The organism is Chromobacterium sp. IIBBL 290-4 (assembly GCF_024207115.1).
Taxonomy (GTDB): domain Bacteria; phylum Pseudomonadota; class Gammaproteobacteria; order Burkholderiales; family Chromobacteriaceae; genus Chromobacterium.
In genome coordinates this window covers 1755689-1779290 of sequence record NZ_CP100128.1, presented here as the reverse complement: position 1 = coordinate 1779290, position 23602 = coordinate 1755689, and the positions used below count along the sequence as shown (strand labels likewise).

Genomic DNA, 23602 nt, shown 5'->3' with positions numbered 1-23602 from the left:
TCCTTGTGTCATGTGGTTCTCCTCAGCCGCGTCCGGCGTAATTGCGCCGCATGCGGTCGGACTCGTAGCGCTTCATCAGCCGTTCGAATTCGGCGAAAGACAACTGCATCGCCTGCTGAACCTGTTGTTTCACGCCCGCGCCCTGGCCGCCGCTCACGGTGATGTGCGGAGAGAAAGTGATGTTGAACACCGCGCCGCCGGCTGGCTTCGCGCCCTTTCCCGATGGCTGCTGGGCGCGCTGCAAGCGTTGCGCCTGCTCGCGGGCGCGCGCCGCCACTTCCATTTGCGCCGCCGGCCGTCTGCTTGCAGGCTTGGCCGCAGGTGCTTTCGCCGCTTTGGCGGTGGCGACGGGTTTGGCGGTGGGAACCGGTTTGGGCGCGGCCACCGGCTTGACGAGGGCGAGCGGTTTGGCCTGGGTCTTTTTGACGGCGGCGGCCGGCTTGTCGGGTTTGGCGAGCGACTTGCCGATGTACTCGCCCAACATTTCGCCGCCCTTTTGCCCCACCCAGCTGCCCAGCTGCTGGCCGACTATGGTGCCGACCGGCCCCAGGAAGCTGCCTATCGCCGCGCCTGCCGCGCCACCGGCCATTGAACCGACCGTGCCGCCTATCGCCTTGCCATAGGCCGCCGATTTGGCTTGCGCGCTCATCTTGGATTGATGGATATCCGCCAGGTCCGAGGCCAGCCCCACCACGTCGCCGACCACGCCCAACTTCTTCATCGCGCCTTTGACCACCTTGCCGGCGCTCAGCGCGCTCTTCAGCGATTTGCCGCCCGCCAGCGCGCCTTCGGTCTGGCGCAAGGCCTTCATGGCGCCGCTTTCCTTCAGCGCCGCGCCCGGTTTGAGCGCGCGCGCGGCGGCGGGCTTGACTGCCGCCTTGGGCTTGGGCGGCGCCGCGCGTTTGCTCGCGGAGGCCGTCTTTTCCACGCCCTTGGCCGTCGGTTTGGCCGCTCTGCCCTCAGATGCCGGCTTCGCCTCGCCCTTCCCTGCGCGGCGCGTGGTCGGTTTGGCCCGCTCTTCCGTCTTGCCGGCTTTGCCCTTGCCCTTCTTGTCGCCGGCCTTGCCGTCTTGCTTTCCTTTCGGCTTGCGCTCGCCTTCGTCCTCGGCGTCATCCTTCAAGAAGCTGATGCCGGCGGCCAGCAAGCGCTTGGGCATCGAACCCTTGGTCTTGCGGAAGCGGTTTAGCGCGGAATTGCCTCTCCCCAGATAGTCCGCCGCCGTTTCGCTGTATTCATTGGCCTTGTCCAGCCACTCCAGCGCCTTGTCGGTGTCCGGCAGGCGGTTGCCCAGCATGGGGTTGAGCTTGGCGCGCGCCGCCTCGTACGCCTTGCGGCCGCTGTCGGTGCGCAAGGCTTTGGCCGCGCCGCCGGTCAGTTTCTCGCTGGTTTCGCTGAGTTTCTTCAGCTTGGCGGTGCCGTAGACCGACTTGTCCAACCAGGACGACGCGGTCGAACCCGGTTTGATATCCGGTTTCGAATCGGAGCGTTTGCCTCTCCCCTTGTTCTCAGGCTTGCGTGGCGGCGCGCCTTTGCGCTTGTCCTTGGATGGAGCCGACTGGGTTTTGGCATCCGGCTTCTTGGACTTTGTAACCGACGAGCCCGGCTTGGTTTTGGCGTCCGGCTTCTTGGATTTCGGAACCGACGAGCCCGGCTTGGTTTTGGCATCCGGCTTCTTGGATTTTGGAACCGACGAGCCCGGCTTGGTTTTGGCGTCCGGCTTCTTGGATTTCGGAATCGACGAGCCCGGCTTGGTTTTGGCGTCCGGCTTCTTGGACTTTGGAACCGACGAGCCTGGCTTGGTTTTGGCATCCGGCTTCTTGGACTTTGGAACCGACGAGCCTGGTTTGGTTTTGCTATTTGTCTTCTTGGATTTCGACACCGCCGAGCCTGGTGTTGCCTTGTCATCAGGCATGCCTCGCAGCCACTTGCCGGCCAATTCACCGCCTTTGGCTACCGCCTTGGCCACGCTTTCTGTGGTTTTCAGGCCGGAGAGGATTTTGTCGACGCTGGGCAGTTTGCCGCCCAGGCGGGCGTTGATTTTGCCGTGCAGCAGCTCGAATACCTTGCGGCCTTGACCTTCGGACAACAGTCCATGCGCCTTGCCGCTCAGATCGGCCACTTTGCCGCCCGCTTTTTGGGCAAAGTCGGCGGCGGCGATCAGATCTTGCCGCGTCGGCATCTTCGGCTTGAAGCCGGACAACTGCAGGCTGGGCAGTTTAAAGCCGCCACCCGTGCCATCCATGCCCCGCAGCCACTTGCCGGCCAGTTCGCCGCCTTTGGCTACCGCCTTGGCCACGCTTTCTGTGGTTTTCAGGCCGGAGAGGATTTTGTCGACGCTGGGCAGCTTGCCGCCCAGGCGGGCGTTGATTTTGCCGTGCAGTTGGTCGAAGAGTTTGCGGCCAGCGCCTTCAGACAGCAGTCCATGCGCTTTGCCGCTCAGATCGGCGACCGCGTTGCCTGCTTTATGGATGAAGTCGGCAGCCTGGATCAGTTCTTGCCGGGTAGGCAGCCTGAGTTTGCTAAGAGAGAGGGAGGTGGGATGGGCGGAGGGAGCGCGGGGCGCATCGGCGGAGGCGTCGCCTTTATCGCCGCTCTTGCGTTCGCCCTTCTTGCCGCCATGCGGGGCGGGACGCTGCCAATCCGCCGGCGGCATTTCGCGCTGGGTCTTGTCCTGATCGCGCCGCTGCCGCTCCACCTTTTCCTCAGCCAGGCGGATGACGGCATTGAGCCGGACCGAGGCCATCAGCTCGATCCGGCGGCTTTCTTGCAGATTCAGGGCGGATTGCAGCGCCCTGCCGCGGCGCAGGCTGGCCTGCCAAGCCTCGTGCTGGCGGGTCAGCCGGCCCAGCGACGATTCCAGCTGGCGGTGCTGCCGCTCCAGCCGCGGCATATCCAGCGCGGCGAAGGCTTGCCGGGCGCGTTCGACATTGGCGGCCAGGTCTTTTTGCGCGTCGGACAGCCGGAGGCTGCCTTTGCGCAGGTCGTCCATGGCGGAGCGGGCGGAACGGAAGGCGTTGTCGAACACCCCGGACAGCGTCGCGCCCACCTTCAGACCGACGAAAAACTCGCTAATCATGGTGTGTGCCTGTAATGGGGGAGAAATAAGACCGCCGGAGGGGTCGGCCCCGTCCTGGCTAAGCAGGCGGCGGCCGACGGGCGGGAGATCAGAGCGCGTCGAGCAAGGACTGCTCGCGTTCCTGGCGGCGCTGGACTTCGCGTTCGGCGACTTCGCACCAGAACCAGTAGTCGTCCATCGCCAGCGCGTCGATTTCAGACGGCGGCAGGGCCAGCACGGTCAGCAGCGCTTCGTCGCAAGTCCTGAGCGTGCCGGGCTCAGCCCACCATGTCGCGAAAGCTGTCGGCCAGCGCGCGGCTGTCGGCGATGTCCAATTGATCGATGTCCTCCAGGGTCAGGCCGGTCATGCGGGCGAACAGAAAGTCTTCCTGATCGGCGTCATCCTGGCTGTGCTGGTTGGCGGCCTTCAGGTCGGCGCGCTTCAGGCGCTTCAGTTCCAGCACTTCGATGCGTTCGCCGGCGGCATTGGTGAAGGGATATTGCAGCTTGAGTTGCATGATGGCTCCTTGAGCGGGTTGGGAATGGACTCATTGTCCCGTTTCCCCTGCCCGGGGTATGCGAAAGCGCTTTAGGAAAACGCTTGAAAACACCCCGCGGGACGCAGCCCGCGGAGCGCAGCGCTAAGGCTTAGCCGCCGATGTTCTGGCGATACACGTCCAGCATGTCGTTGCCGGCCACGCGGAAGATGTTGGCCATGTAATCCAGCTCCAGGATGTCCTCGCCGCCGATCACCTGCTTGATGTAGGTGGCGGTGAAGGCGGAGCTGAAGTCGGCGTTTTCATGCTGCTTGAAGTTGCCCATCGGGTTCTTCTTGAACATCACCGTCAGATAGGTCACCAGGCTGACCTGCTGCAGGCGGCCTTGCGAGCCGTAGGTTTCGATGTTGGAGCGGCATTGCAGCTGCACGGCCTGGAAGGGATTGGCGACGATCTTGGCCACGTCCTTGTACAGCGAATTCCACTTGATCTCGCCTTCCAGCTTGTCGAAGCCGGCGGGCAGCTCGATCTTGCCGACCATGCCCAGCGCCTTGTGCTCTTGCATGATGGCGGCCACATCGGGCAGCTTCACTTCTTCGGCGCGGCCCAGCAGCGAGTTGCCGTTGATGTAGATATTGGCGTTGGTGATGCGGTTGATTTCAATCTTGCCGGCCATGATTAATTGCCTCCCTTCAGGCTGAGCAGGTATTCCGAGGTGATTTCGGTTTCAAACGACAGACGTTCCAGCGGCGGCGCCACGGTGTACTTGTAGCTGATCAGCAGGTGGCCGGCGGACAGCTCGGTCTGCGGATTTCGCGACACATCGAACCAGGCCTTGAAGCCCAGCAGCGCGCCGTCGCCGATCAGCTTGCGGCCGTAGCCGTTCACCGACTCCACCAGCGAATCGATGGTGGCCTGGTTCAGCGGCATATCGATGTATTGCTGGCTGAAGTAGCGGATGGACTCGTTGATCACGTCGCCGGTGCGGCGCACGTTTTCAAAGTTGCGCATAGAGGTCACGGCCGGCCAGGCGGCGGTGCGGTTGCCCCACAGGCGGAAGCCGGTGCCGACGCTGTTGAACACGGTGGAGATGCCGACGGCGTTCAGCTGATTCACTTCGCTGTTCGGGTCGTCGATCATCGCGGTCAGCTGGCGCTCCACGCCCACCACGCCGGCCAGTTCCTGATTGGAACTGGACCACCAGAAGCCCTTGCTGTTGTCCACCTTGGCGCGCAGGCCGGCTGCGCGGGCCGACAGCGGGTCCAGACGCAGGCCGCCGTTGCCGTCCGCCACCATCACATAGGGGTAGCACAGGCGCACGCGGTCGCTGGAAGTGTTGAAATGGATGGTACCGGCAGGCGCCAACGGACCACGGCCCGCCAGCACATCGGTGAGGCTAGTGCCGATAGGCGCGTCGATGTAGGCGATGGCGTCCAGCTTGTCGGCCATGGCAGCCAACTCTGCGGCCACGCTGCTCTGGGTGCAGAAGCCCGGCGCGATCAGCAGCTTGGCGAAGAAGCCGAACTGGTTGAAGGTGTCTTGCAGCGCCTTGCCGCCATAGCGCTTGCCGGCCGCGTTGACGCCGCCGATGATGTCGGCCGCGGTCACCTTGCCCGGATCGGCGTAGTCATAACTCAGCGTCAGGTTGGCGCCGGCGGCGATGTTGCCGGCTTTCAGACGGGTAATCTTGCCGGTCAGCGGTTCCAACGCATAATCCTTGCCCAGCACATAGGTCTGGGTGCCATCGGCGTTCTTCACCACCACATTGGCCACGGCCGGATTCTTGGTGCGGGCGACATCCGCCGCGTTCAGCGTAACGGACTCCGGAGCAGCGGGCGACTTGTGTACGGTCGGATCCAGCACATTGATCACCACCACGGTGCCGGCGCCATGATCATAGATTGCGCTCAGGGCCTGCGGAATGCTAAAGCCCGGCAGCTGCGGACCGAAACCGGCCGCGTCCTTTTCCGACAAGCTCAGCACAGCAGTGTTGACGGAGCTCACGTCGTTGCCGTTCACATCCTTTACGGTCGGGCAGATCGGCGCGGTGCCGATCAGGCCGATCACCGCCGATTTGACAGTGCTGACCGGACGGGGGCCGCGCTCCACTTCGATCGTTTCAACGCCATGCAGATAATTTGCAGCCATGCTTACGCTCCTTGTACTGCGGTTTCAGACGGGGATGCCTCGCCGGCGGCCGGCTGGGCATTCAGATAACCCAGCGCCACCAGGGTGCGGGTGTAGTTGTGTTCTTCCGGCATTTCCACTTCCTTGCCGGGAAACAACATGATTTCCTGGCCATCGGCCAGGGTGACGCCGCTGATCGGGCCGGAATACAGGTACTTCATGCTTGCTCCTCGAGTGAGACTACGGTTAACCGAGACGAAGACTCCGGATCGACGTCCGCCACTTGCAGGGTGTCGGTCGCCAACGCGATGGCGTAGCGCGCCACGCCGTCGCGGTAACCCAGAAAGGTTTCGGACAACAGCCAGGCCGGCTGGCAATCCGGCGGAGCAAAGCCCAGGCAGCTCTGCCGCACCGCATCCAGCACATCGCCATCCGCAACTCCCGCGCTGGACTGGCTCAGCAGCACCGTCGCCGTCAGTTGCAGCGTGCGCAGTTGCCCATAGCCGTCTCGCAGGGGGCCAAACTGGCTGCCGCGCAGACACAACAGCACGGCGCCTTGCGGATGCGGCAGCGGGTAGTCGTCCTCGGCGCCGGCGAAGTACTCGACCGCCATCTGAGGCAATGCGGCGCGCAAACGCGCCAGCAGCGCGCCGACAATCTGGGAAGTGCTTGCCAAGGGAAACTCCAGAAATGAGAGAGGAAAGGAGATGCGCGGAAATGCGCTCGAATCGCCGGCCAAGCAGGCTGCTTGCCGAACGAGGCAGAGAATGCACCAGAGGGGAGGGAGCGATCTTGTAATCGGCTTTACAAACTCACCGGCACTGACATCGCGCTGACACCGGTCACGCTGCCCGCATCGCGCCAAAATGGAACAATCCTTGCCAGATAACGCACACGGGAGCGCGCATGAACACTTCGTTTCGCAGCAAGGGGCCGGAACTGTTAGCCGATCTGACCGACCACATCACCGAGGCGCTGAAGCAACTGGCTCACACCGAGAGCCGGCAAGCGGAAAAGATCGCCCAGGAAATCACCCGGAGAATGACCCAGCACTGGGGCGGCCAAAATATTTATTTTCCGCTGGGCAAAAGCACGCGTTCCGCCGAGCGGGACCAGCGCATCCTGCAGGAATTCACCGGCGCCAATCATGCGGAATTGGCACAAAAGCATGGCATTTCAGTGCAGTGGGTATACAAGATCATCAAGAACCAGCGTCAAACCAGCTGTTGATGCCAACACACAGTCAATATTCTCAGCCTTGATTTTTAAATCGCTTTATTGACAAAGACATAGGCTGGGGACAGAGTGAGGGGATGCCTGGGACAAGGCAATAAAAACTCATACGACAAAGAGACTAGGAGAGTCCTATATGCAAACCCGTTACAGCCTGCTGATGTGCAGCGTCCTGGCCGCCCTGGCCGCCTGCAACAAACCATCCGCGGAGGCCGACAAGGCCAGTCCCGCGGCGGATAACGCCGGCTCGGTGGTCAAGATCGGCACCGCCAATCCCCTCACCGGCCCCTTCGCTCACTGGGGACGCGACGCCGACAACGGCGTCAAGCTGGCAGTGCAAGAAGCCAATGCGGAAAAGCTGGTGCTGGATGGCAAGCCGGTCACCTTCGAAGTGGTATCGGAAGATGACCAGGCCGATCCGAAAGTCGCCACCCAGGTGGCGCAAAGGCTGGTCGATGCCAAAGTGGCCGGCGTGATCGGCCACCTGACCTCCGGAGCCGCCATCCCCGCCTCCCGCATTTATTCCGACGCTGGCGTGCCGATGATTTCCGGCTCGGTCACCAGCCCCAGCTTCACTCAGCAAGGCTATAAGAACACCTTCCGCCTGATCGCCAACGACCTGCAGCAGGGCCAAGCTCTGGCCAAATACGCAGTGGAGAAGCTAGGCGCCAAGCGCGTGGCCATCATCGACGACCGCACCACCTACGGCCAGGGCCTGGCCGATGACTTCGACAAGGCGGTGACGCTGGCCGGCGCCAAGGTGGTCAAACGCGAATTCACCTCCAACACCGCCACCGACTTCATGGCAGTGCTGACCTCCATCAAGGGCGAAAAGCCCGACCTGCTGTTCTACGGCGGCATGGACGCGCAAGCCGGCCCGATGGTCAAGCAAATGGCCAAGCTGGGCATCAAGGCCGCCTTCATGGGCGCGGATGGCGTCAACACCCCTGAGTTCGCCAAGCTGGGCGGCGGCAGCGCCGAAGGTGCCTATGCCTCCACCGCTGGCGTGCCCAAGGAAAAACTGCCTGGCTATGCGGACTTCAGCAAGAAATTCCAGCAGCAGTACCAAACGGAAATCCAGGCCTACGCGCCATACAACTACGATGCCGCCAAGGTGCTGATCGCCGCCATGAAGCGCGCGGGCTCTGCCGATCCGGCTAAATATCTGCCGGAGATCCTCAAAACGGATTATCAAGGCGTGACCGGCCCGGTGAAGTTTGATGCCAAGGGCGATATCGAGCATGCCACCGTTTCGCTGTACCAGCTGAAGCAGGGCAAGTGGGTCAATCTGTAACTCCAGGCTTTAGAAACGCCAAAGCCCCGCTGGGATCAGCGGGGCTTTTTGTTGGGAGCGTGTCGAGAATGTCGTGCCGTGGCAGGCATCGCGTTTCCGGCGCGCCAATGCACAAAGCCCAGCTCGAAGAGCTGGGCTTGTGGTATGGGGCGTCTGGCGGTGTCCTACTTTCACATGGCCAAGGCCACACTATCATCGGCGCTAAGATGTTTCACGGTCCTGTTCGGGATGGGAAGGCGTGGGACCATCTCGCTAAGGCCACCAGACATAAACTTGTACAAACTTAAAGAAGCCTGAACCAGAGAAGCTCTCTGATTCTGAATATTCGGTATTTAATTGTGTCGCACACACTCTATCTCGTCGCTCAGTATCATACGAATCCAAGATCCGTACGCTAAGCCACTCAAATGATAGGATCAAGCCTCACGAGCAATTAGTATCGGTTAGCTTCACGCCTCACAGCGCTTCCACACCCGACCTATCAACGTCCTGGTCTCGAACGACTCTTCAGGGAGGTCAAGCCTCCAGGGAAGTCTCATCTTCAGGCAAGTTTCCCGCTTAGATGCTTTCAGCGGTTATCTCTTCCGCACTTAGCTACCCGGCGATGCGACTGGCGTCACAACCGGTACACCAGAGGTGCGTCCACTCCGGTCCTCTCGTACTAGGAGCAGCCCCCGTCAAACTTCCAACGCCCACTGCAGATAGGGACCAAACTGTCTCACGACGTTTTGAACCCAGCTCACGTACCACTTTAAATGGCGAACAGCCATACCCTTGGGACCGGCTACAGCCCCAGGATGTGATGAGCCGACATCGAGGTGCCAAACACCGCCGTCGATGTGAACTCTTGGGCGGTATCAGCCTGTTATCCCCGGAGTACCTTTTATCCGTTGAGCGATGGCCCTTCCATTCAGAACCACCGGATCACTATGTCCTGCTTTCGCACCTGCTCGACTTGTCGGTCTCGCAGTTAAGCTACCTTTTGCCATTGCACTATCAGCACGATTTCCGACCGTACCTAGGTAACCTTCGAACTCCTCCGTTACACTTTGGGAGGAGACCGCCCCAGTCAAACTGCCTACCATGCACTGTCCCCAATCCGGATCACGGACCAAGGTTAGAACCTCAAACACACCAGGGTGGTATTTCAAGGACGGCTCCACCAGAACTAGCGTCCTGGCTTCAAAGCCTCCCACCTATCCTACACAAGTCTGTTCAAAGTCCAATGCAAAGCTACAGTAAAGGTTCACGGGGTCTTTCCGTCTAGCAGCGGGGAGATTGCATCTTCACAAACACTTCAACTTCGCTGAGTCTCAGGAGGAGACAGTGTGGCCATCGTTACGCCATTCGTGCGGGTCGGAACTTACCCGACAAGGAATTTCGCTACCTTAGGACCGTTATAGTTACGGCCGCCGTTTACCGGGGCTTCGATCAAGAGCTTGCACCCCATCACTTAACCTTCCGGCACCGGGCAGGCGTCACACCGTATACGTCCACTTTCGTGTTGGCACAGTGCTGTGTTTTTGTTAAACAGTCGCAGCCACCTATTCTCTGCGACCTGTCAAAGCTTCGTGAGTAAATCACTACACCCCAACAGGCATACCTTCTCCCGAAGTTACGGTATCAATTTGCCGAGTTCCTTCTCCTGAGTTCTCTCAAGCGCCTTAGAATTCTCATCCTGCCCACCTGTGTCGGTTTGCGGTACGGTTCTTGTGTAGCTGAAGCTTAGTGGCTTTTCCTGGAAGCGTGGTATCAGTCACTTCAGGTCCGTAGACCCTCGTTATCACTTCTCGGCGTTAAAGAAGGGCGGATTTGCCTACCCCTCACGCCTACCGGCTTGAACAGACTATTCCAACAGTCTGCTGACCTAACCTTCTCCGTCCCCACATCGCACTACACAAAAGTACGGGAATTTTAACCCGTTTCCCATCGACTACGCTTTTCAGCCTCGCCTTAGGGGCCGACTCACCCTACGCCGATGAACGTTGCGTAGGAAACCTTGGGCTTTCGGCGAGCGGGCTTTTCACCCGCTTTATCGCTACTCATGTCAGCATTCGCACTTCTGATATCTCCAGCATGCCTCTCGACACACCTTCACAGACCTACAGAACGCTCCCCTACCACGGACGCTTACGCGCCCATCCGCAGCTTCGGTTATCAGTTTGAGCCCCGTTACATCTTCCGCGCAGGACGACTCGACCAGTGAGCTATTACGCTTTCTTTAAATGATGGCTGCTTCTAAGCCAACATCCTGGCTGTCTAGGCCTTCCCACTTCGTTTACCACTTAACTGATCATTTGGGACCTTAGCTGGCGGTCTGGGTTGTTTCCCTCTTGACAATGGACGTTAGCACCCACTGTCTGTCTGCCAAGCTCGCACTTTCCGGTATTCAGAGTTTGCCATGGTTTGGTAAATCGCAATGACCCCCTAGCCATAACAGTGCTTTACCCCCGGAAGTGATACTTGACGCACTACCTAAATAGTTTTCGGGGAGAACCAGCTATCTCCGAGTTTGTTTAGCCTTTCACCCCTATCCACAGCTCATCCCCTAGTTTTGCAACACTAGTGGGTTCGGACCTCCAGTGCGTGTTACCGCACCTTCATCCTGGCCATGGATAGATCACTCGGTTTCGGGTCTACACCCAGCGACTAAGACGCCCTATTCGGACTCGGTTTCCCTACGCCTCCCCTATTCGGTTAAGCTTGCCACTGAATGTAAGTCGCTGACCCATTATACAAAAGGTACGCAGTCACGGAACAAGTCCGCTCCCACTGTTTGTATGCATCCGGTTTCAGGTTCTATTTCACTCCCCTCCCGGGGTTCTTTTCGCCTTTCCCTCACGGTACTGGTTCACTATCGGTCGATCATGAGTATTTAGCCTTGGAGGATGGTCCCCCCATCTTCAGACAGGATTTCTCGTGTCCCGCCCTACTTGTCGTATGCCTAGTTCTTGCGATGCGTTTTCGTGTACGGGGCTATCACCCACTACGGCGGTCCTTTCCATGAACCTTCCACTAACGCAACTCATAACACATACAGGCTGTTCCGCGTTCGCTCGCCACTACTTACGGAATCTCGGTTGATTTCTTTTCCTTCAGCTACTTAGATGTTTCAGTTCGCTGAGTTCGCCTCCGCAGACCTATGTATTCAGTCTGGGATACCGCCTAAACGGTGGGTTTCCCCATTCGGACATCGCGGGATCAAAGCTCTATTGCCAGCTCCCCCGCGCTTTTCGCAGGCTTACACGTCCTTCATCGCCTATGATCGCCAAGGCATCCACCAGATGCACTTAGTCGCTTGACCCTATCATTTCAGTAACCTAAATTACTGCGACAATAGAGAGTGTTTGTGCGACGACTGCACCGCCCCTTTTGATATGGCGACGCAGCCTTAGATACAATCAAATACCCAAGATGACGATCTGTCGACATGAAGAGTTAACTCCATGTTTTCATCTCGCCGTCTATATATATTCGGCTTCTTCAGTTTGTTAAAGATCGGGCGTATTTTCAACGCAAACAAAATCACACTCTCTCAAGAGTGATTATGTTTGCACTGGAGTGGTGGAGGATGACGGGATCGAACCGACGACCCCCTGCTTGCAAAGCAGGTGCTCTCCCAACTGAGCTAATCCCCCAAACAGGTCAAATGGTGGGTCTGGTAGGACTCGAACCTACGACCCCTGCGTTATCAACACAGTGCTCTAACCAGCTGAGCTACAAACCCAGTTGACTTTAGAGATCGTGGACTCCACAACCTCAATGCCCTTAACACAAATAACCGATAGGCTGTAAGTACTTGGCAATCGCCTTCTCTAGAAAGGAGGTGATCCAGCCGCAGGTTCCCCTACGGCTACCTTGTTACGACTTCACCCCAGTCATGAATCCCACCGTGGTAAGCGGCCTCCTTACGGTTAGCCTACCCACTTCTGGTGAAACTCACTCCCATGGTGTGACGGGCGGTGTGTACAAGACCCGGGAACGTATTCACCGCAGCATGCTGATCTGCGATTACTAGCGATTCCGACTTCACGCACTCGAGTTGCAGAGTGCGATCCGGACTACGATCGGTTTTCTGAGATTAGCTCCACCTCGCGGCTTGGCAACCCTCTGTACCGACCATTGTATGACGTGTGAAGCCCTGCTCATAAGGGCCATGAGGACTTGACGTCATCCCCACCTTCCTCCGGCTTGTCACCGGCAGTCTCATTAGAGTGCCCAACTAAATGATGGCAACTAATGACAAGGGTTGCGCTCGTTGCGGGACTTAACCCAACATCTCACGACACGAGCTGACGACAGCCATGCAGCACCTGTGTTAACGCTCCCTTTCGGGCACCAAGATATCTCTACCAAGTTCGTTACATGTCAAGAGCAGGTAAGGTTTTTCGCGTTGCATCGAATTAATCCACATCATCCACCGCTTGTGCGGGTCCCCGTCAATTCCTTTGAGTTTTAACCTTGCGGCCGTACTCCCCAGGCGGTCAACTTCACGCGTTAGCTACGCTACCAAGGATTCAAACCCCCAACAGCTAGTTGACATCGTTTAGGGCGTGGACTACCAGGGTATCTAATCCTGTTTGCTCCCCACGCTTTCGTGCATGAGCGTCAGTGTCATCCCAGGGGGCTGCCTTCGCCATCGGTATTCCTCCACATCTCTACGCATTTCACTGCTACACGTGGAATTCTACCCCCCTCTGACGCACTCTAGTCGTGCAGTCTCCAATGCCGTTCCCAGGTTGAGCCCGGGGCTTTCACATCAGACTTGCACAACCGCCTGCGCACGCTTTACGCCCAGTAATTCCGATTAACGCTTGCACCCTACGTATTACCGCGGCTGCTGGCACGTAGTTAGCCGGTGCTTATTCTTCAGGTACTGTCATCCCCGCCAGGTATTAACCAGCGGGATTTCCTCCCTGACAAAAGTCCTTTACAACCCGAAGGCCTTCTTCAGACACGCGGCATGGCTGGATCAGGCTTGCGCCCATTGTCCAAAATTCCCCACTGCTGCCTCCCGTAGGAGTCTGGGCCGTGTCTCAGTCCCAGTGTGGCGGATCATCCTCTCAGACCCGCTACTGATCGTCGCCTTGGTGAGCTCTTACCTCACCAACTAGCTAATCAGACATCGGCTGCTCGTATAACGCGAGGTCTTTCGATCCCCCGCTTTCCCCCTCAGGGCGTATGCGGTATTAATCCGGCTTTCGCCGAGCTATCCCCCATTACACGGTACATTCCGATGCATTACTCACCCGTTCGCCACTCGTCAGCGGTGCAAGCACCCTGTTACCGTTCGACTTGCATGTGTAAAGCATGCCGCCAGCGTTCAATCTGAGCCAGGATCAAACTCTTCAGTTCAATCTCATAGCAAATTTTCTGGCACGCAAGTTCAAAGAAATAAACAAGTATCTCTTGTCTCTTGCAGTGCAAGTATTTGGCTTTCACCAAGTACTTACACCTATCGGTTATTCGTTCTGTTAAAGAGCAGTGCCGGACGCTGTTTTCGTCACACCGGAAACCGTTCCGTTTCCGCTGCTTCGTTCGCTGCGTCAGCTGAGGAGACGAACTATACCCGCGCCCCCTGCCTCGGTCAACAGGTTTTTTGAGAAAAGACTGATATTCTTACAAAATCACCAGCAACTTGATGATTTCACAAAGAATATGAATAAAGGGTTTTTAAAAAAGCCTTGTCCAGAAGCCTGAAACATCTCAGCCCGGCGTGCTAACATCTCTACCATCTATTCGGTTTGATGCGAAAAAATGCGCCAAACCGGCCCGGCAACACACTTTGCGCTCCTGCCGCCCAAGGCAAGCGAGGCAAGACAAGAGAGGCATCATGTCCAGCGTTACCCTGACCCCCAATATCCGCGTCGACAACAGCGCGCCCTTCGTTCTGTTCGGCGGCATCAATGTACTCGAATCCCGCGACTTGGCGCTAAAGGCGGCAGAGCATTATGTAAAGGTTACCCAAAAGCTGGGCATCCCTTACGTATTCAAAGGCAGCTTCGACAAAGCCAACCGCTCTTCCATCCACTCCTATCGCGGCCCCGGACTGGAAGAAGGCATGAAGATTTTCCAGGAGATCAAATCCACTTTCGGCGTACCGGTGATTACCGACGTCCATGAACCCTGGCAGGCGCCGCTGGTTGCGGAAGTGGTCGATGTGCTGCAACTGCCCGCCTTCCTGGCTCGACAGACAGACCTGGTTGTCGCTCTGGCCAAGACCGGCAAAGTCATCAACATCAAGAAGCCGCAATTCCTCAGCCCGTCTCAAATCGGCAATATCGTGGAGAAATTCCAGGAAGCCGGCAATTCGCAGCTGATCCTGTGCGACCGCGGCACCTGCTTCGGCTACGATAATCTGGTAGTCGACATGCTGGGCTTTGGCGTGATGAAAAAAGCATCCAATGACGCGCCCATCATCTTTGACGTCACTCACGCGTTGCAACAACGCGAATCCGGCGCAGCAGCCTCCGGCGGGCGCCGCTCGCAAGTGGCCGATCTGGCTCGCTCCGGCATGGCTGTTGGTTTGGCCGGCCTGTTCCTGGAATCCCACCCGGACCCGGACCACGCAAAATGCGACGGCCCGAGCGCGCTGCCACTGGATCAGCTGGAGCCTTTCCTGGCGCAGATCAAAGCCATCGACGATCTGGTCAAGTCGTTCGCGCCGCTGAACATCTGATTTCAAACACCAGAAACGCCAAAGCCCCGCTGGGATCAGCGGGGCTTTTTGTTGGGAGCGTGTCGAGAATGTCGTGCCGTGGCAGGCATCGCGTTTCCGGCGCGCCAATGCACAAAGCCCAGCTCGAAGAGCTGGGCTTGTGGTATGGGGCGTCTGGCGGTGTCCTACTTTCACATGGCCAAGGCCACACTATCATCGGCGCTAAGATGTTTCACGGTCCTGTTCGGGATGGGAAGGCGTGGGACCATCTCGCTAAGGCCACCAGACATAAACTTGTACAAACTTAAAGAAGCCTGAACCAGAGAAGCTCTCTGATTCTGAATATTCGGTATTTAATTGTGTCGCACACACTCTATCTCGTCGCTCAGTATCATACGAATCCAAGATCCGTACGCTAAGCCACTCAAATGATAGGATCAAGCCTCACGAGCAATTAGTATCGGTTAGCTTCACGCCTCACAGCGCTTCCACACCCGACCTATCAACGTCCTGGTCTCGAACGACTCTTCAGGGAGGTCAAGCCTCCAGGGAAGTCTCATCTTCAGGCAAGTTTCCCGCTTAGATGCTTTCAGCGGTTATCTCTTCCGCACTTAGCTACCCGGCGATGCGACTGGCGTCACAACCGGTACACCAGAGGTGCGTCCACTCCGGTCCTCTCGTACTAGGAGCAGCCCCCGTCAAACTTCCAACGCCCACTGCAGATAGGGACCAAACTGTCTCACGACGTTTTGAACCCAGCTCACGTACCACTTTAAATGGCGAACAGCCATACCCTTGGGACCGGCTACAGCCCCAGGATGTGATGAGCCGACATCGAGGTGCCAAACACCGCCGTCGATGTGAACTCTTGGGCGGTATCAGCCTGTTATCCCCGGAGTACCTTTTATCCGTTGAGCGATGGCCCTTCCATTCAGAACCACCGGATCACTATGTCCTGCTTTCGCACCTGCTCGACTTGTCGGTCTCGCAGTTAAGCTACCTTTTGCCATTGCACTATCAGCACGATTTCCGACCGTACCTAGGTAACCTTCGAACTCCTCCGTTACACTTTGGGAGGAGACCGCCCCAGTCAAACTGCCTACCATGCACTGTCCCCAATCCGGATCACGGACCAAGGTTAGAACCTCAAACACACCAGGGTGGTATTTCAAGGACGGCTCCACCAGAACTAGCGTCCTGGCTTCAAAGCCTCCCACCTATCCTACACAAGTCTGTTCAAAGTCCAATGCAAAGCTACAGTAAAGGTTCACGGGGTCTTTCCGTCTAGCAGCGGGGAGATTGCATCTTCACAAACACTTCAACTTCGCTGAGTCTCAGGAGGAGACAGTGTGGCCATCGTTACGCCATTCGTGCGGGTCGGAACTTACCCGACAAGGAATTTCGCTACCTTAGGACCGTTATAGTTACGGCCGCCGTTTACCGGGGCTTCGATCAAGAGCTTGCACCCCATCACTTAACCTTCCGGCACCGGGCAGGCGTCACACCGTATACGTCCACTTTCGTGTTGGCACAGTGCTGTGTTTTTGTTAAACAGTCGCAGCCACCTATTCTCTGCGACCTGTCAAAGCTTCGTGAGTAAATCACTACACCCCAACAGGCATACCTTCTCCCGAAGTTACGGTATCAATTTGCCGAGTTCCTTCTCCTGAGTTCTCTCAAGCGCCTTAGAATTCTCATCCTGCCCACCTGTGTCGGTTTGCGGTACGGTTCTTGTGTAGCTGAAGCTTAGTGGCTTTTCCTGGAAGCGTGGTATCAGTCACTTCAGGTCCGTAGACCCTCGTTATCACTTCTCGGCGTTAAAGAAGGGCGGATTTGCCTACCCCTCACGCCTACCGGCTTGAACAGACTATTCCAACAGTCTGCTGACCTAACCTTCTCCGTCCCCACATCGCACTACACAAAAGTACGGGAATTTTAACCCGTTTCCCATCGACTACGCTTTTCAGCCTCGCCTTAGGGGCCGACTCACCCTACGCCGATGAACGTTGCGTAGGAAACCTTGGGCTTTCGGCGAGCGGGCTTTTCACCCGCTTTATCGCTACTCATGTCAGCATTCGCACTTCTGATATCTCCAGCATGCCTCTCGACACACCTTCACAGACCTACAGAACGCTCCCCTACCACGGACGCTTACGCGCCCATCCGCAGCTTCGGTTATCAGTTTGAGCCCCGTTACATCTTCCGCGCAGGACGACTCGACCAGTGAGCTATTACGCTTTCTTTAAATGATGGCTGCTTCTAAGCCAACATCCTGGCTGTCTAGGCCTTCCCACTTCGTTTACCACTTAACTGATCATTTGGGACCTTAGCTGGCGGTCTGGGTTGTTTCCCTCTTGACAATGGACGTTAGCACCCACTGTCTGTCTGCCAAGCTCGCACTTTCCGGTATTCAGAGTTTGCCATGGTTTGGTAAATCGCAATGACCCCCTAGCCATAACAGTGCTTTACCCCCGGAAGTGATACTTGACGCACTACCTAAATAGTTTTCGGGGAGAACCAGCTATCTCCGAGTTTGTTTAGCCTTTCACCCCTATCCACAGCTCATCCCCTAGTTTTGCAACACTAGTGGGTTCGGACCTCCAGTGCGTGTTACCGCACCTTCATCCTGGCCATGGATAGATCACTCGGTTTCGGGTCTACACCCAGCGACTAAGACGCCCTATTCGGACTCGGTTTCCCTACGCCTCCCCTATTCGGTTAAGCTTGCCACTGAATGTAAGTCGCTGACCCATTATACAAAAGGTACGCAGTCACGGAACAAGTCCGCTCCCACTGTTTGTATGCATCCGGTTTCAGGTTCTATTTCACTCCCCTCCCGGGGTTCTTTTCGCCTTTCCCTCACGGTACTGGTTCACTATCGGTCGATCATGAGTATTTAGCCTTGGAGGATGGTCCCCCCATCTTCAGACAGGATTTCTCGTGTCCCGCCCTACTTGTCGTATGCCTAGTTCTTGCGATGCGTTTTCGTGTACGGGGCTATCACCCACTACGGCGGTCCTTTCCATGAACCTTCCACTAACGCAACTCATAACACATACAGGCTGTTCCGCGTTCGCTCGCCACTACTTACGGAATCTCGGTTGATTTCTTTTCCTTCAGCTACTTAGATGTTTCAGTTCGCTGAGTTCGCCTCCGCAGACCTATGTATTCAGTCTGGGATACCGCCTAAACGGTGGGTTTCCCCATTCGGACATCGCGGGATCAAAGCTCTATTGCCAGCTCCCCCGCGCTTTTCGCAGGCTTACACGTCCTTCATCGCCTATGATCGCCAAGGCATCCACCAGATGCACTTAGTCGCTTGACCCTATCATTTCAGTAACCTAAATTACTGCGACAATAGAGAGTGTTTGTGCGACGACTGCACCGCCCCTTTTGATATGGCGACGCAGCCTTAGATACAATCAAATACCCAAGATGACGATCTGTCGACATGAAGAGTTAACTCCATGTTTTCATCTCGCCGTCTATATATATTCGGCTTCTTCAGTTTGTTAAAGATCGGGCGTATTTTCAACGCAAACAAAATCACACTCTCTCAAGAGTGATTATGTTTGCACTGGAGTGGTGGAGGATGACGGGATCGAACCGACGACCCCCTGCTTGCAAAGCAGGTGCTCTCCCAACTGAGCTAATCCCCCAAACAGGTCAAATGGTGGGTCTGGTAGGACTCGAACCTACGACCCCTGCGTTATCAACACAGTGCTCTAACCAGCTGAGCTACAAACCCAGTTGACTTTAGAGATCGTGGACTCCACAACCTCAATGCCCTTAACACAAATAACCGATAGGCTGTAAGTACTTGGCAATCGCCTTCTCTAGAAAGGAGGTGATCCAGCCGCAGGTTCCCCTACGGCTACCTTGTTACGACTTCACCCCAGTCATGAATCCCACCGTGGTAAGCGGCCTCCTTACGGTTAGCCTACCCACTTCTGGTGAAACTCACTCCCATGGTGTGACGGGCGGTGTGTACAAGACCCGGGAACGTATTCACCGCAGCATGCTGATCTGCGATTACTAGCGATTCCGACTTCACGCACTCGAGTTGCAGAGTGCGATCCGGACTACGATCGGTTTTCTGAGATTAGCTCCACCTCGCGGCTTGGCAACCCTCTGTACCGACCATTGTATGACGTGTGAAGCCCTGCTCATAAGGGCCATGAGGACTTGACGTCATCCCCACCTTCCTCCGGCTTGTCACCGGCAGTCTCATTAGAGTGCCCAACTAAATGATGGCAACTAATGACAAGGGTTGCGCTCGTTGCGGGACTTAACCCAACATCTCACGACACGAGCTGACGACAGCCATGCAGCACCTGTGTTAACGCTCCCTTTCGGGCACCAAGATATCTCTACCAAGTTCGTTACATGTCAAGAGCAGGTAAGGTTTTTCGCGTTGCATCGAATTAATCCACATCATCCACCGCTTGTGCGGGTCCCCGTCAATTCCTTTGAGTTTTAACCTTGCGGCCGTACTCCCCAGGCGGTCAACTTCACGCGTTAGCTACGCTACCAAGGATTCAAACCCCCAACAGCTAGTTGACATCGTTTAGGGCGTGGACTACCAGGGTATCTAATCCTGTTTGCTCCCCACGCTTTCGTGCATGAGCGTCAGTGTCATCCCAGGGGGCTGCCTTCGCCATCGGTATTCCTCCACATCTCTACGCATTTCACTGCTACACGTGGAATTCTACCCCCCTCTGACGCACTCTAGTCGTGCAGTCTCCAATGCCGTTCCCAGGTTGAGCCCGGGGCTTTCACATCAGACTTGCACAACCGCCTGCGCACGCTTTACGCCCAGTAATTCCGATTAACGCTTGCACCCTACGTATTACCGCGGCTGCTGGCACGTAGTTAGCCGGTGCTTATTCTTCAGGTACTGTCATCCCCGCCAGGTATTAACCAGCGGGATTTCCTCCCTGACAAAAGTCCTTTACAACCCGAAGGCCTTCTTCAGACACGCGGCATGGCTGGATCAGGCTTGCGCCCATTGTCCAAAATTCCCCACTGCTGCCTCCCGTAGGAGTCTGGGCCGTGTCTCAGTCCCAGTGTGGCGGATCATCCTCTCAGACCCGCTACTGATCGTCGCCTTGGTGAGCTCTTACCTCACCAACTAGCTAATCAGACATCGGCTGCTCGTATAACGCGAGGTCTTTCGATCCCCCGCTTTCCCCCTCAGGGCGTATGCGGTATTAATCCGGCTTTCGCCGAGCTATCCCCCATTACACGGTACATTCCGATGCATTACTCACCCGTTCGCCACTCGTCAGCGGTGCAAGCACCCTGTTACCGTTCGACTTGCATGTGTAAAGCATGCCGCCAGCGTTCAATCTGAGCCAGGATCAAACTCTTCAGTTCAATCTCATAGCAAATTTTCTGGCACGCAAGTTCAAAGAAATAAACAAGTATCTCTTGTCTCTTGCAGTGCAAGTATTTGGCTTTCACCAAGCACTTACACCTATCGGTTATTCGTTCTGTTAAAGAGCAGTGCCGGTGCAGTTTTCGTCACCTCGGAAACCGTTTCGTTTCCGCTGTTTCGTTCGCTGCGTCAGCTGAGGAGACGAACTATACCCGCGCCCCCTGCCTCGGTCAACAGGTTTTTTTAGAAAATGCAGAGATTCCCACATGAAAACAGCTAAGTTATTGATTTCAATTGAAATCAATTTATTAAATTTTAACTTTCCACCAGCTTTATCTTTGGAAAAGCAGCCATCCGGCACAGGGAAAGCCTGGAGAAATTTTCAAAAACGCTGAATTTATGGCCAATTTCTCAAGAAAAGCGGAAGGAATCAGTTTGCTTCGCATCACTTTTTTGACAATGTCATTTCGTGCTAGGATGAAACGCCCTTCAGCCTTGAGGAGCGCCCATGCAGACTTCCCTTCGACAGCGTATGTCCGGCTTGCCCGCCGGTTTCCATCTGCTGATGCTGAGCGATGTCTTGAGCGGCCTCGCCATGGGCGCAGGTTACGTCAGCATCAGTTGGTGGGTGGTCAGCCAAGGGGGCGCCAAGGATATGGCCTGGTTCAGCGCGCTGACCGCCTTGGTGATGCTGGTGGCGCTGCCGCTGACCGCGCCGCTGGGCGACCGCTTTCCCAAAAACCGCGTCATCTCCTGCGGCATCGCGCTGGCCATGCTGTCCGGCCTCACGCTGGCGACGATGGCCTGGTTCAATTTCTATCGGCTGGAGTGGGTGATCGCCAGCGAGTCTGTGTCGATGTTCGCCTGGGCCATCGTCTTTCCTTCCATGATGAGCATTGCCGCGGAGCTGGTGCCGGCGGGCCGGCTGTCAGACGCTTTATCGCTGCAGAAAAGCTCGCAGGCGGTGGGCAATCTGATTGGTCCAGTCATCGGCGGCGGTTTGATGGCGTTTACACCGGCCTGGCTGGCCCTAGGCAGCTATGCCGCGCTATTGGCCATCGCCGCGATCGGCGCCCTGCGCATTCATATTCCTGCGCGCAGCCGCGAGCATATCCAGGCGGAAGGTTTTTTCGATCAGATCCGTGTCGGCCTGCGCATACGCTGGCGCATCCCCTTGGAACGCAAGTGGGCATTCTGGGGCCTGGTGACGATGACGGCCTACATGCCTATGGTGCTGACGCTATTGCCGATCAAGCTACACCAGCTCGGCCTGCCCGCGTTCTGGCTGGGCGCCTGTGAGGCGGCGATGAGCGGCGGGCTGCTGATCGGCAGCTTGTGGCTGACGCACAGGCTGCTGCAACACTGTAGCCGCGCCAACGCCCGCATGCTGGCCTTGTGGACGTTGGCGGCTGTATTCCTGGTCATCGCCTGGACCCACCATCCCATGGTGATGCTGGCGATGTTCGCCATTGAAGGACTGTTGTTGTCCATCACCATGCTGATCGGCCAGACTCACCGCACGCTGGCGGTGCCGGAGGCCTACCGCGCCCGAGTGCAAGCCATCAATATACTGGTGGCGAAATTGGGAGGGATGCTGGGGCCGGCGCTGGCGGGCATCTTGCTGCACAGCTGGTCGCTGGATGCGGTTTATATGTTCTTCGCGGTATTTCATCTGCTGTCCGTGATACCGATGCTGCTGCTGCCGGGCGTCAATCGCTTCCTCAATTTGAATCATGATGAGGCCAAGGACTGGTATCTGAAACAGCACCCCGAAGCGTTTGAGCCGATTGCCTCGGCGGATGGCAAGTTGAAGCAACCTATATAAAGCAAAACGGCGGCCATTCCATCCATGGTCGCCGTTCTCTCTCTATATATATGCAGGGGTACGGAATCGCCCCTCTCCCCTGGCCCCTCTCCCGTGAGGGGAGAGGGGAATCTCGGGCAGGCATAAGCGATGCGTCTGCTGCGTTTGCGAATAAATTACAGCACGTAGCGCGCCAGGTCCTCGCGCTCGGCCACTTCGCCCAGCTTGCTGTCCACATAAGCGCCATCGATCTTGCACTCACCGGACTTGGCGTCGAAAGCCACCTCTTCCAGCAGCTTTTCCATCACCGTGTACAGACGGCGGGCGCCGATGTTTTCGGTTTTCTCGTTGACCTGCCAGGCAATCTCGGCCAGACGCTGGATGCCGGACTCCTCGAACGCCAGCTCCACGCCCTCGGTGGCCAGCAACGCCTGGTATTGGCGCGTCAGGCAAGCGTTGGTGCTGGTCAGAATGGCCTTGAAATCATCCACCGACAGCGAAGACAGCTCGACGCGAATCGGCAAGCGGCCTTGCAGCTCCGGGATCAGGTCCGACGGTTTGGACAGCTGGAAAGCGCCGGAGGCGATGAACAGGATGTGGTCGGTCTTCACCATGCCGTACTTGGTGGACACCGTGGTGCCTTCCACCAGCGGCAACAGGTCGCGCTGCACGCCTGCGCGCGACACGTCGGCGCCGCTGTGGCCTTCGCCGCGGCTGGTGACCTTGTCGATTTCGTCGAGGAAGACGATGCCGTTCTGCTCGACGTTCTTCAGCGCCTCGGCCTTCAGCTCTTCCTCATTGACCAGCTTGGCGGCCTCTTCGTCTATCAGTTGCTTGAAGGCGTCCGCCACCTTCATCTTGGCGGTCTGCTTCTTGCCCGCGCCCATGCCCTGGAACATGCCTTGCAGCTGGCTGGCGAAATCCTCCATGCCCGGCGGCGCCATCACGTTCATCTGCGCTACCGGCGCGGCGATTTCCAGTTCGATCTCCTTATCGTCGAACTTACCCTCGCGCAGCATCTTGCGGAATTTCTGGCGAGTGGCGCCGTCCTCCTGTTTCTCCTCTGCCGCCGGCTCATCGGTGAAGAAGCCGGATGCCTTGCGCGGCTGGGGCAGCAGCACATCGAGGATGCGCTCTTCGGCGGCATCCTCGGCGCGCGCGCGGTTGCGCTTGATCGCCGCTTCGCGGGTGTCTTTGATCGCCACGTCCATCAGGTCGCGGATGATAGTGTCCACGTCGCGGCCGACATAGCCCACTTCGGTGAATTTGGTGGCTTCCACCTTGATGAAGGGCGCGCCGGACAGCTTGGCTAGACGGCGGGCGATCTCGGTTTTACCGACGCCGGTGGGGCCTATCATCAAAATGTTCTTGGGGGTGATTTCGCTGCGCAGCGGCTCGGCCACCTGCTGGCGGCGCCAGCGGTTGCGCAGCGCGATGGCGACGGCGCGTTTGGCCTTGTGCTGGCCGATGATGTGCTGGTCCAGCTCGTGGACGATTTCCTGCGGGGTCATTTGCGTCATGACGGTCTCCGCCCGGCCAGCGCGGCCGGGTCTTGCA

At 57.3% G+C, this 23602-nt stretch carries 13 protein-coding genes, 4 tRNA genes and 6 rRNA genes; 5 read left to right on the top strand and 18 right to left on the bottom strand.

Features of this window, described 5'->3' with window-relative positions:
- Nucleotides 1-22: 22 nt before the first annotated feature.
- The 7 genes from NKT35_RS08300 to NKT35_RS08275 all read right to left on the bottom strand — a co-directional run bounded on the left by NKT35_RS08300 (nucleotide 23) and on the right by NKT35_RS08275 (nucleotide 6355).
- Nucleotides 23-3076 carry a hypothetical protein gene (locus NKT35_RS08300; protein ID WP_254300536.1) on the bottom strand — a complete coding sequence of 1018 codons (3054 nt, stop codon included), beginning with the start codon at nucleotides 3074-3076 and terminating at the stop codon, nucleotides 23-25.
- A gap of 88 nt (nucleotides 3077-3164) precedes the next feature.
- Entirely contained in the window at nucleotides 3165-3293 is a 129-nt protein-coding gene (locus NKT35_RS24030; RefSeq protein WP_256493441.1) for a hypothetical protein, read from the bottom strand.
- A gap of 40 nt (nucleotides 3294-3333) precedes the next feature.
- Nucleotides 3334-3573 carry a phage tail assembly protein gene (locus tag NKT35_RS08295; RefSeq protein ID WP_254300535.1) on the bottom strand — a complete coding sequence of 80 codons (240 nt, stop codon included), beginning with the start codon at nucleotides 3571-3573 and terminating at the stop codon, nucleotides 3334-3336.
- 130 nt (nucleotides 3574-3703) lie between these two features.
- Nucleotides 3704-4228 (bottom strand): phage major tail tube protein, encoded by a 525-nt coding sequence (locus NKT35_RS08290; protein WP_254300534.1) that lies wholly within the window; start codon nucleotides 4226-4228, stop codon nucleotides 3704-3706.
- 2 nt (nucleotides 4229-4230) lie between these two features.
- Nucleotides 4231-5700 (bottom strand): phage tail sheath subtilisin-like domain-containing protein, encoded by a 1470-nt coding sequence (locus NKT35_RS08285; protein WP_254300533.1) that lies wholly within the window; start codon nucleotides 5698-5700, stop codon nucleotides 4231-4233.
- Nucleotides 5701-5702: 2 nt separating this feature from the next.
- Entirely contained in the window at nucleotides 5703-5900 is a 198-nt protein-coding gene (locus tag NKT35_RS08280) for a hypothetical protein (RefSeq protein ID WP_254300532.1), read from the bottom strand.
- Nucleotides 5897-6355, bottom strand: a complete 459-nt coding sequence (locus NKT35_RS08275; RefSeq protein WP_254300531.1) for a Gp37 family protein — start codon at nucleotides 6353-6355, stop codon at nucleotides 5897-5899. The genes NKT35_RS08280 and NKT35_RS08275 overlap by 4 nt, the downstream gene beginning before the upstream one ends.
- A 230-nt stretch (nucleotides 6356-6585) precedes the next feature.
- Here NKT35_RS08275 and NKT35_RS08270 point away from each other — a divergent pair, with 230 nt between their 5' ends.
- Both NKT35_RS08270 and NKT35_RS08265 read left to right on the top strand, forming a co-directional pair.
- Complete coding sequence (locus NKT35_RS08270; RefSeq protein ID WP_254300530.1) at nucleotides 6586-6909, top strand: Mor transcription activator family protein; 324 nt, start codon at nucleotides 6586-6588, stop codon at nucleotides 6907-6909.
- A 139-nt stretch (nucleotides 6910-7048) separates the two neighbouring features.
- Nucleotides 7049-8206 (top strand): branched-chain amino acid ABC transporter substrate-binding protein, encoded by a 1158-nt coding sequence (locus NKT35_RS08265; protein WP_254300529.1) that lies wholly within the window; start codon nucleotides 7049-7051, stop codon nucleotides 8204-8206.
- Nucleotides 8207-8357: 151 nt separating this feature from the next.
- Here NKT35_RS08265 and rrf (NKT35_RS08260) read toward each other — a convergent pair.
- From rrf (NKT35_RS08260) to NKT35_RS08240, 5 genes are all read right to left on the bottom strand, one after another.
- Nucleotides 8358-8472: ribosomal RNA gene (rrf, locus tag NKT35_RS08260) — 5S ribosomal RNA — on the bottom strand.
- Between the two features lie 146 nt (nucleotides 8473-8618).
- A 23S ribosomal RNA gene (locus tag NKT35_RS08255) occupies nucleotides 8619-11510 on the bottom strand.
- A gap of 258 nt (nucleotides 11511-11768) precedes the next feature.
- A tRNA-Ala gene (locus NKT35_RS08250) sits at nucleotides 11769-11844 on the bottom strand.
- Nucleotides 11845-11856: 12 nt separating this feature from the next.
- Nucleotides 11857-11933: transfer RNA gene (locus tag NKT35_RS08245), tRNA-Ile, on the bottom strand.
- 92 nt (nucleotides 11934-12025) lie between these two features.
- Nucleotides 12026-13561 (bottom strand): 16S ribosomal RNA (locus NKT35_RS08240).
- Nucleotides 13562-14039: 478 nt separating this feature from the next.
- Here NKT35_RS08240 and kdsA point away from each other — a divergent pair.
- The gene (gene kdsA / locus NKT35_RS08235) at nucleotides 14040-14885 is read left to right on the top strand and encodes a 3-deoxy-8-phosphooctulonate synthase (RefSeq protein ID WP_254300528.1); all 846 of its coding nucleotides are present in this window, start codon (nucleotides 14040-14042) and stop codon (nucleotides 14883-14885) included.
- A 151-nt stretch (nucleotides 14886-15036) separates the two neighbouring features.
- Here the strand turns inward: kdsA and rrf (NKT35_RS08230) are convergent.
- From rrf (NKT35_RS08230) to NKT35_RS08210, 5 genes are all read right to left on the bottom strand, one after another.
- A 5S ribosomal RNA gene (gene rrf / locus NKT35_RS08230) occupies nucleotides 15037-15151 on the bottom strand.
- Nucleotides 15152-15297: 146 nt separating this feature from the next.
- Nucleotides 15298-18189 (bottom strand): 23S ribosomal RNA (locus NKT35_RS08225).
- Between the two features lie 258 nt (nucleotides 18190-18447).
- Nucleotides 18448-18523: transfer RNA gene (locus NKT35_RS08220), tRNA-Ala, on the bottom strand.
- A gap of 12 nt (nucleotides 18524-18535) precedes the next feature.
- Nucleotides 18536-18612 (bottom strand) — tRNA-Ile (locus tag NKT35_RS08215).
- 92 nt (nucleotides 18613-18704) lie between these two features.
- Nucleotides 18705-20240, bottom strand: a 16S ribosomal RNA gene (locus NKT35_RS08210).
- Together the 16S, 23S and 5S rRNA genes with 4 tRNA genes alongside form the textbook arrangement of a ribosomal RNA operon.
- A gap of 267 nt (nucleotides 20241-20507) precedes the next feature.
- Here NKT35_RS08210 and NKT35_RS24025 point away from each other — a divergent pair.
- Both NKT35_RS24025 and NKT35_RS08205 read left to right on the top strand, forming a co-directional pair.
- Nucleotides 20508-20636, top strand: a complete 129-nt coding sequence (locus NKT35_RS24025; RefSeq protein ID WP_256493440.1) for a hypothetical protein — start codon at nucleotides 20508-20510, stop codon at nucleotides 20634-20636.
- A gap of 113 nt (nucleotides 20637-20749) precedes the next feature.
- Complete coding sequence (locus tag NKT35_RS08205) at nucleotides 20750-22066, top strand: MFS transporter (protein ID WP_254300527.1); 1317 nt, start codon at nucleotides 20750-20752, stop codon at nucleotides 22064-22066.
- Nucleotides 22067-22221: 155 nt separating this feature from the next.
- On the opposite strand, the gene hslU is transcribed toward NKT35_RS08205, so the two are convergent.
- Entirely contained in the window at nucleotides 22222-23565 is a 1344-nt protein-coding gene (gene hslU / locus NKT35_RS08200; RefSeq protein ID WP_254300526.1) for an ATP-dependent protease ATPase subunit HslU, read from the bottom strand.
- Nucleotides 23566-23602 lie beyond the last annotated feature (37 nt).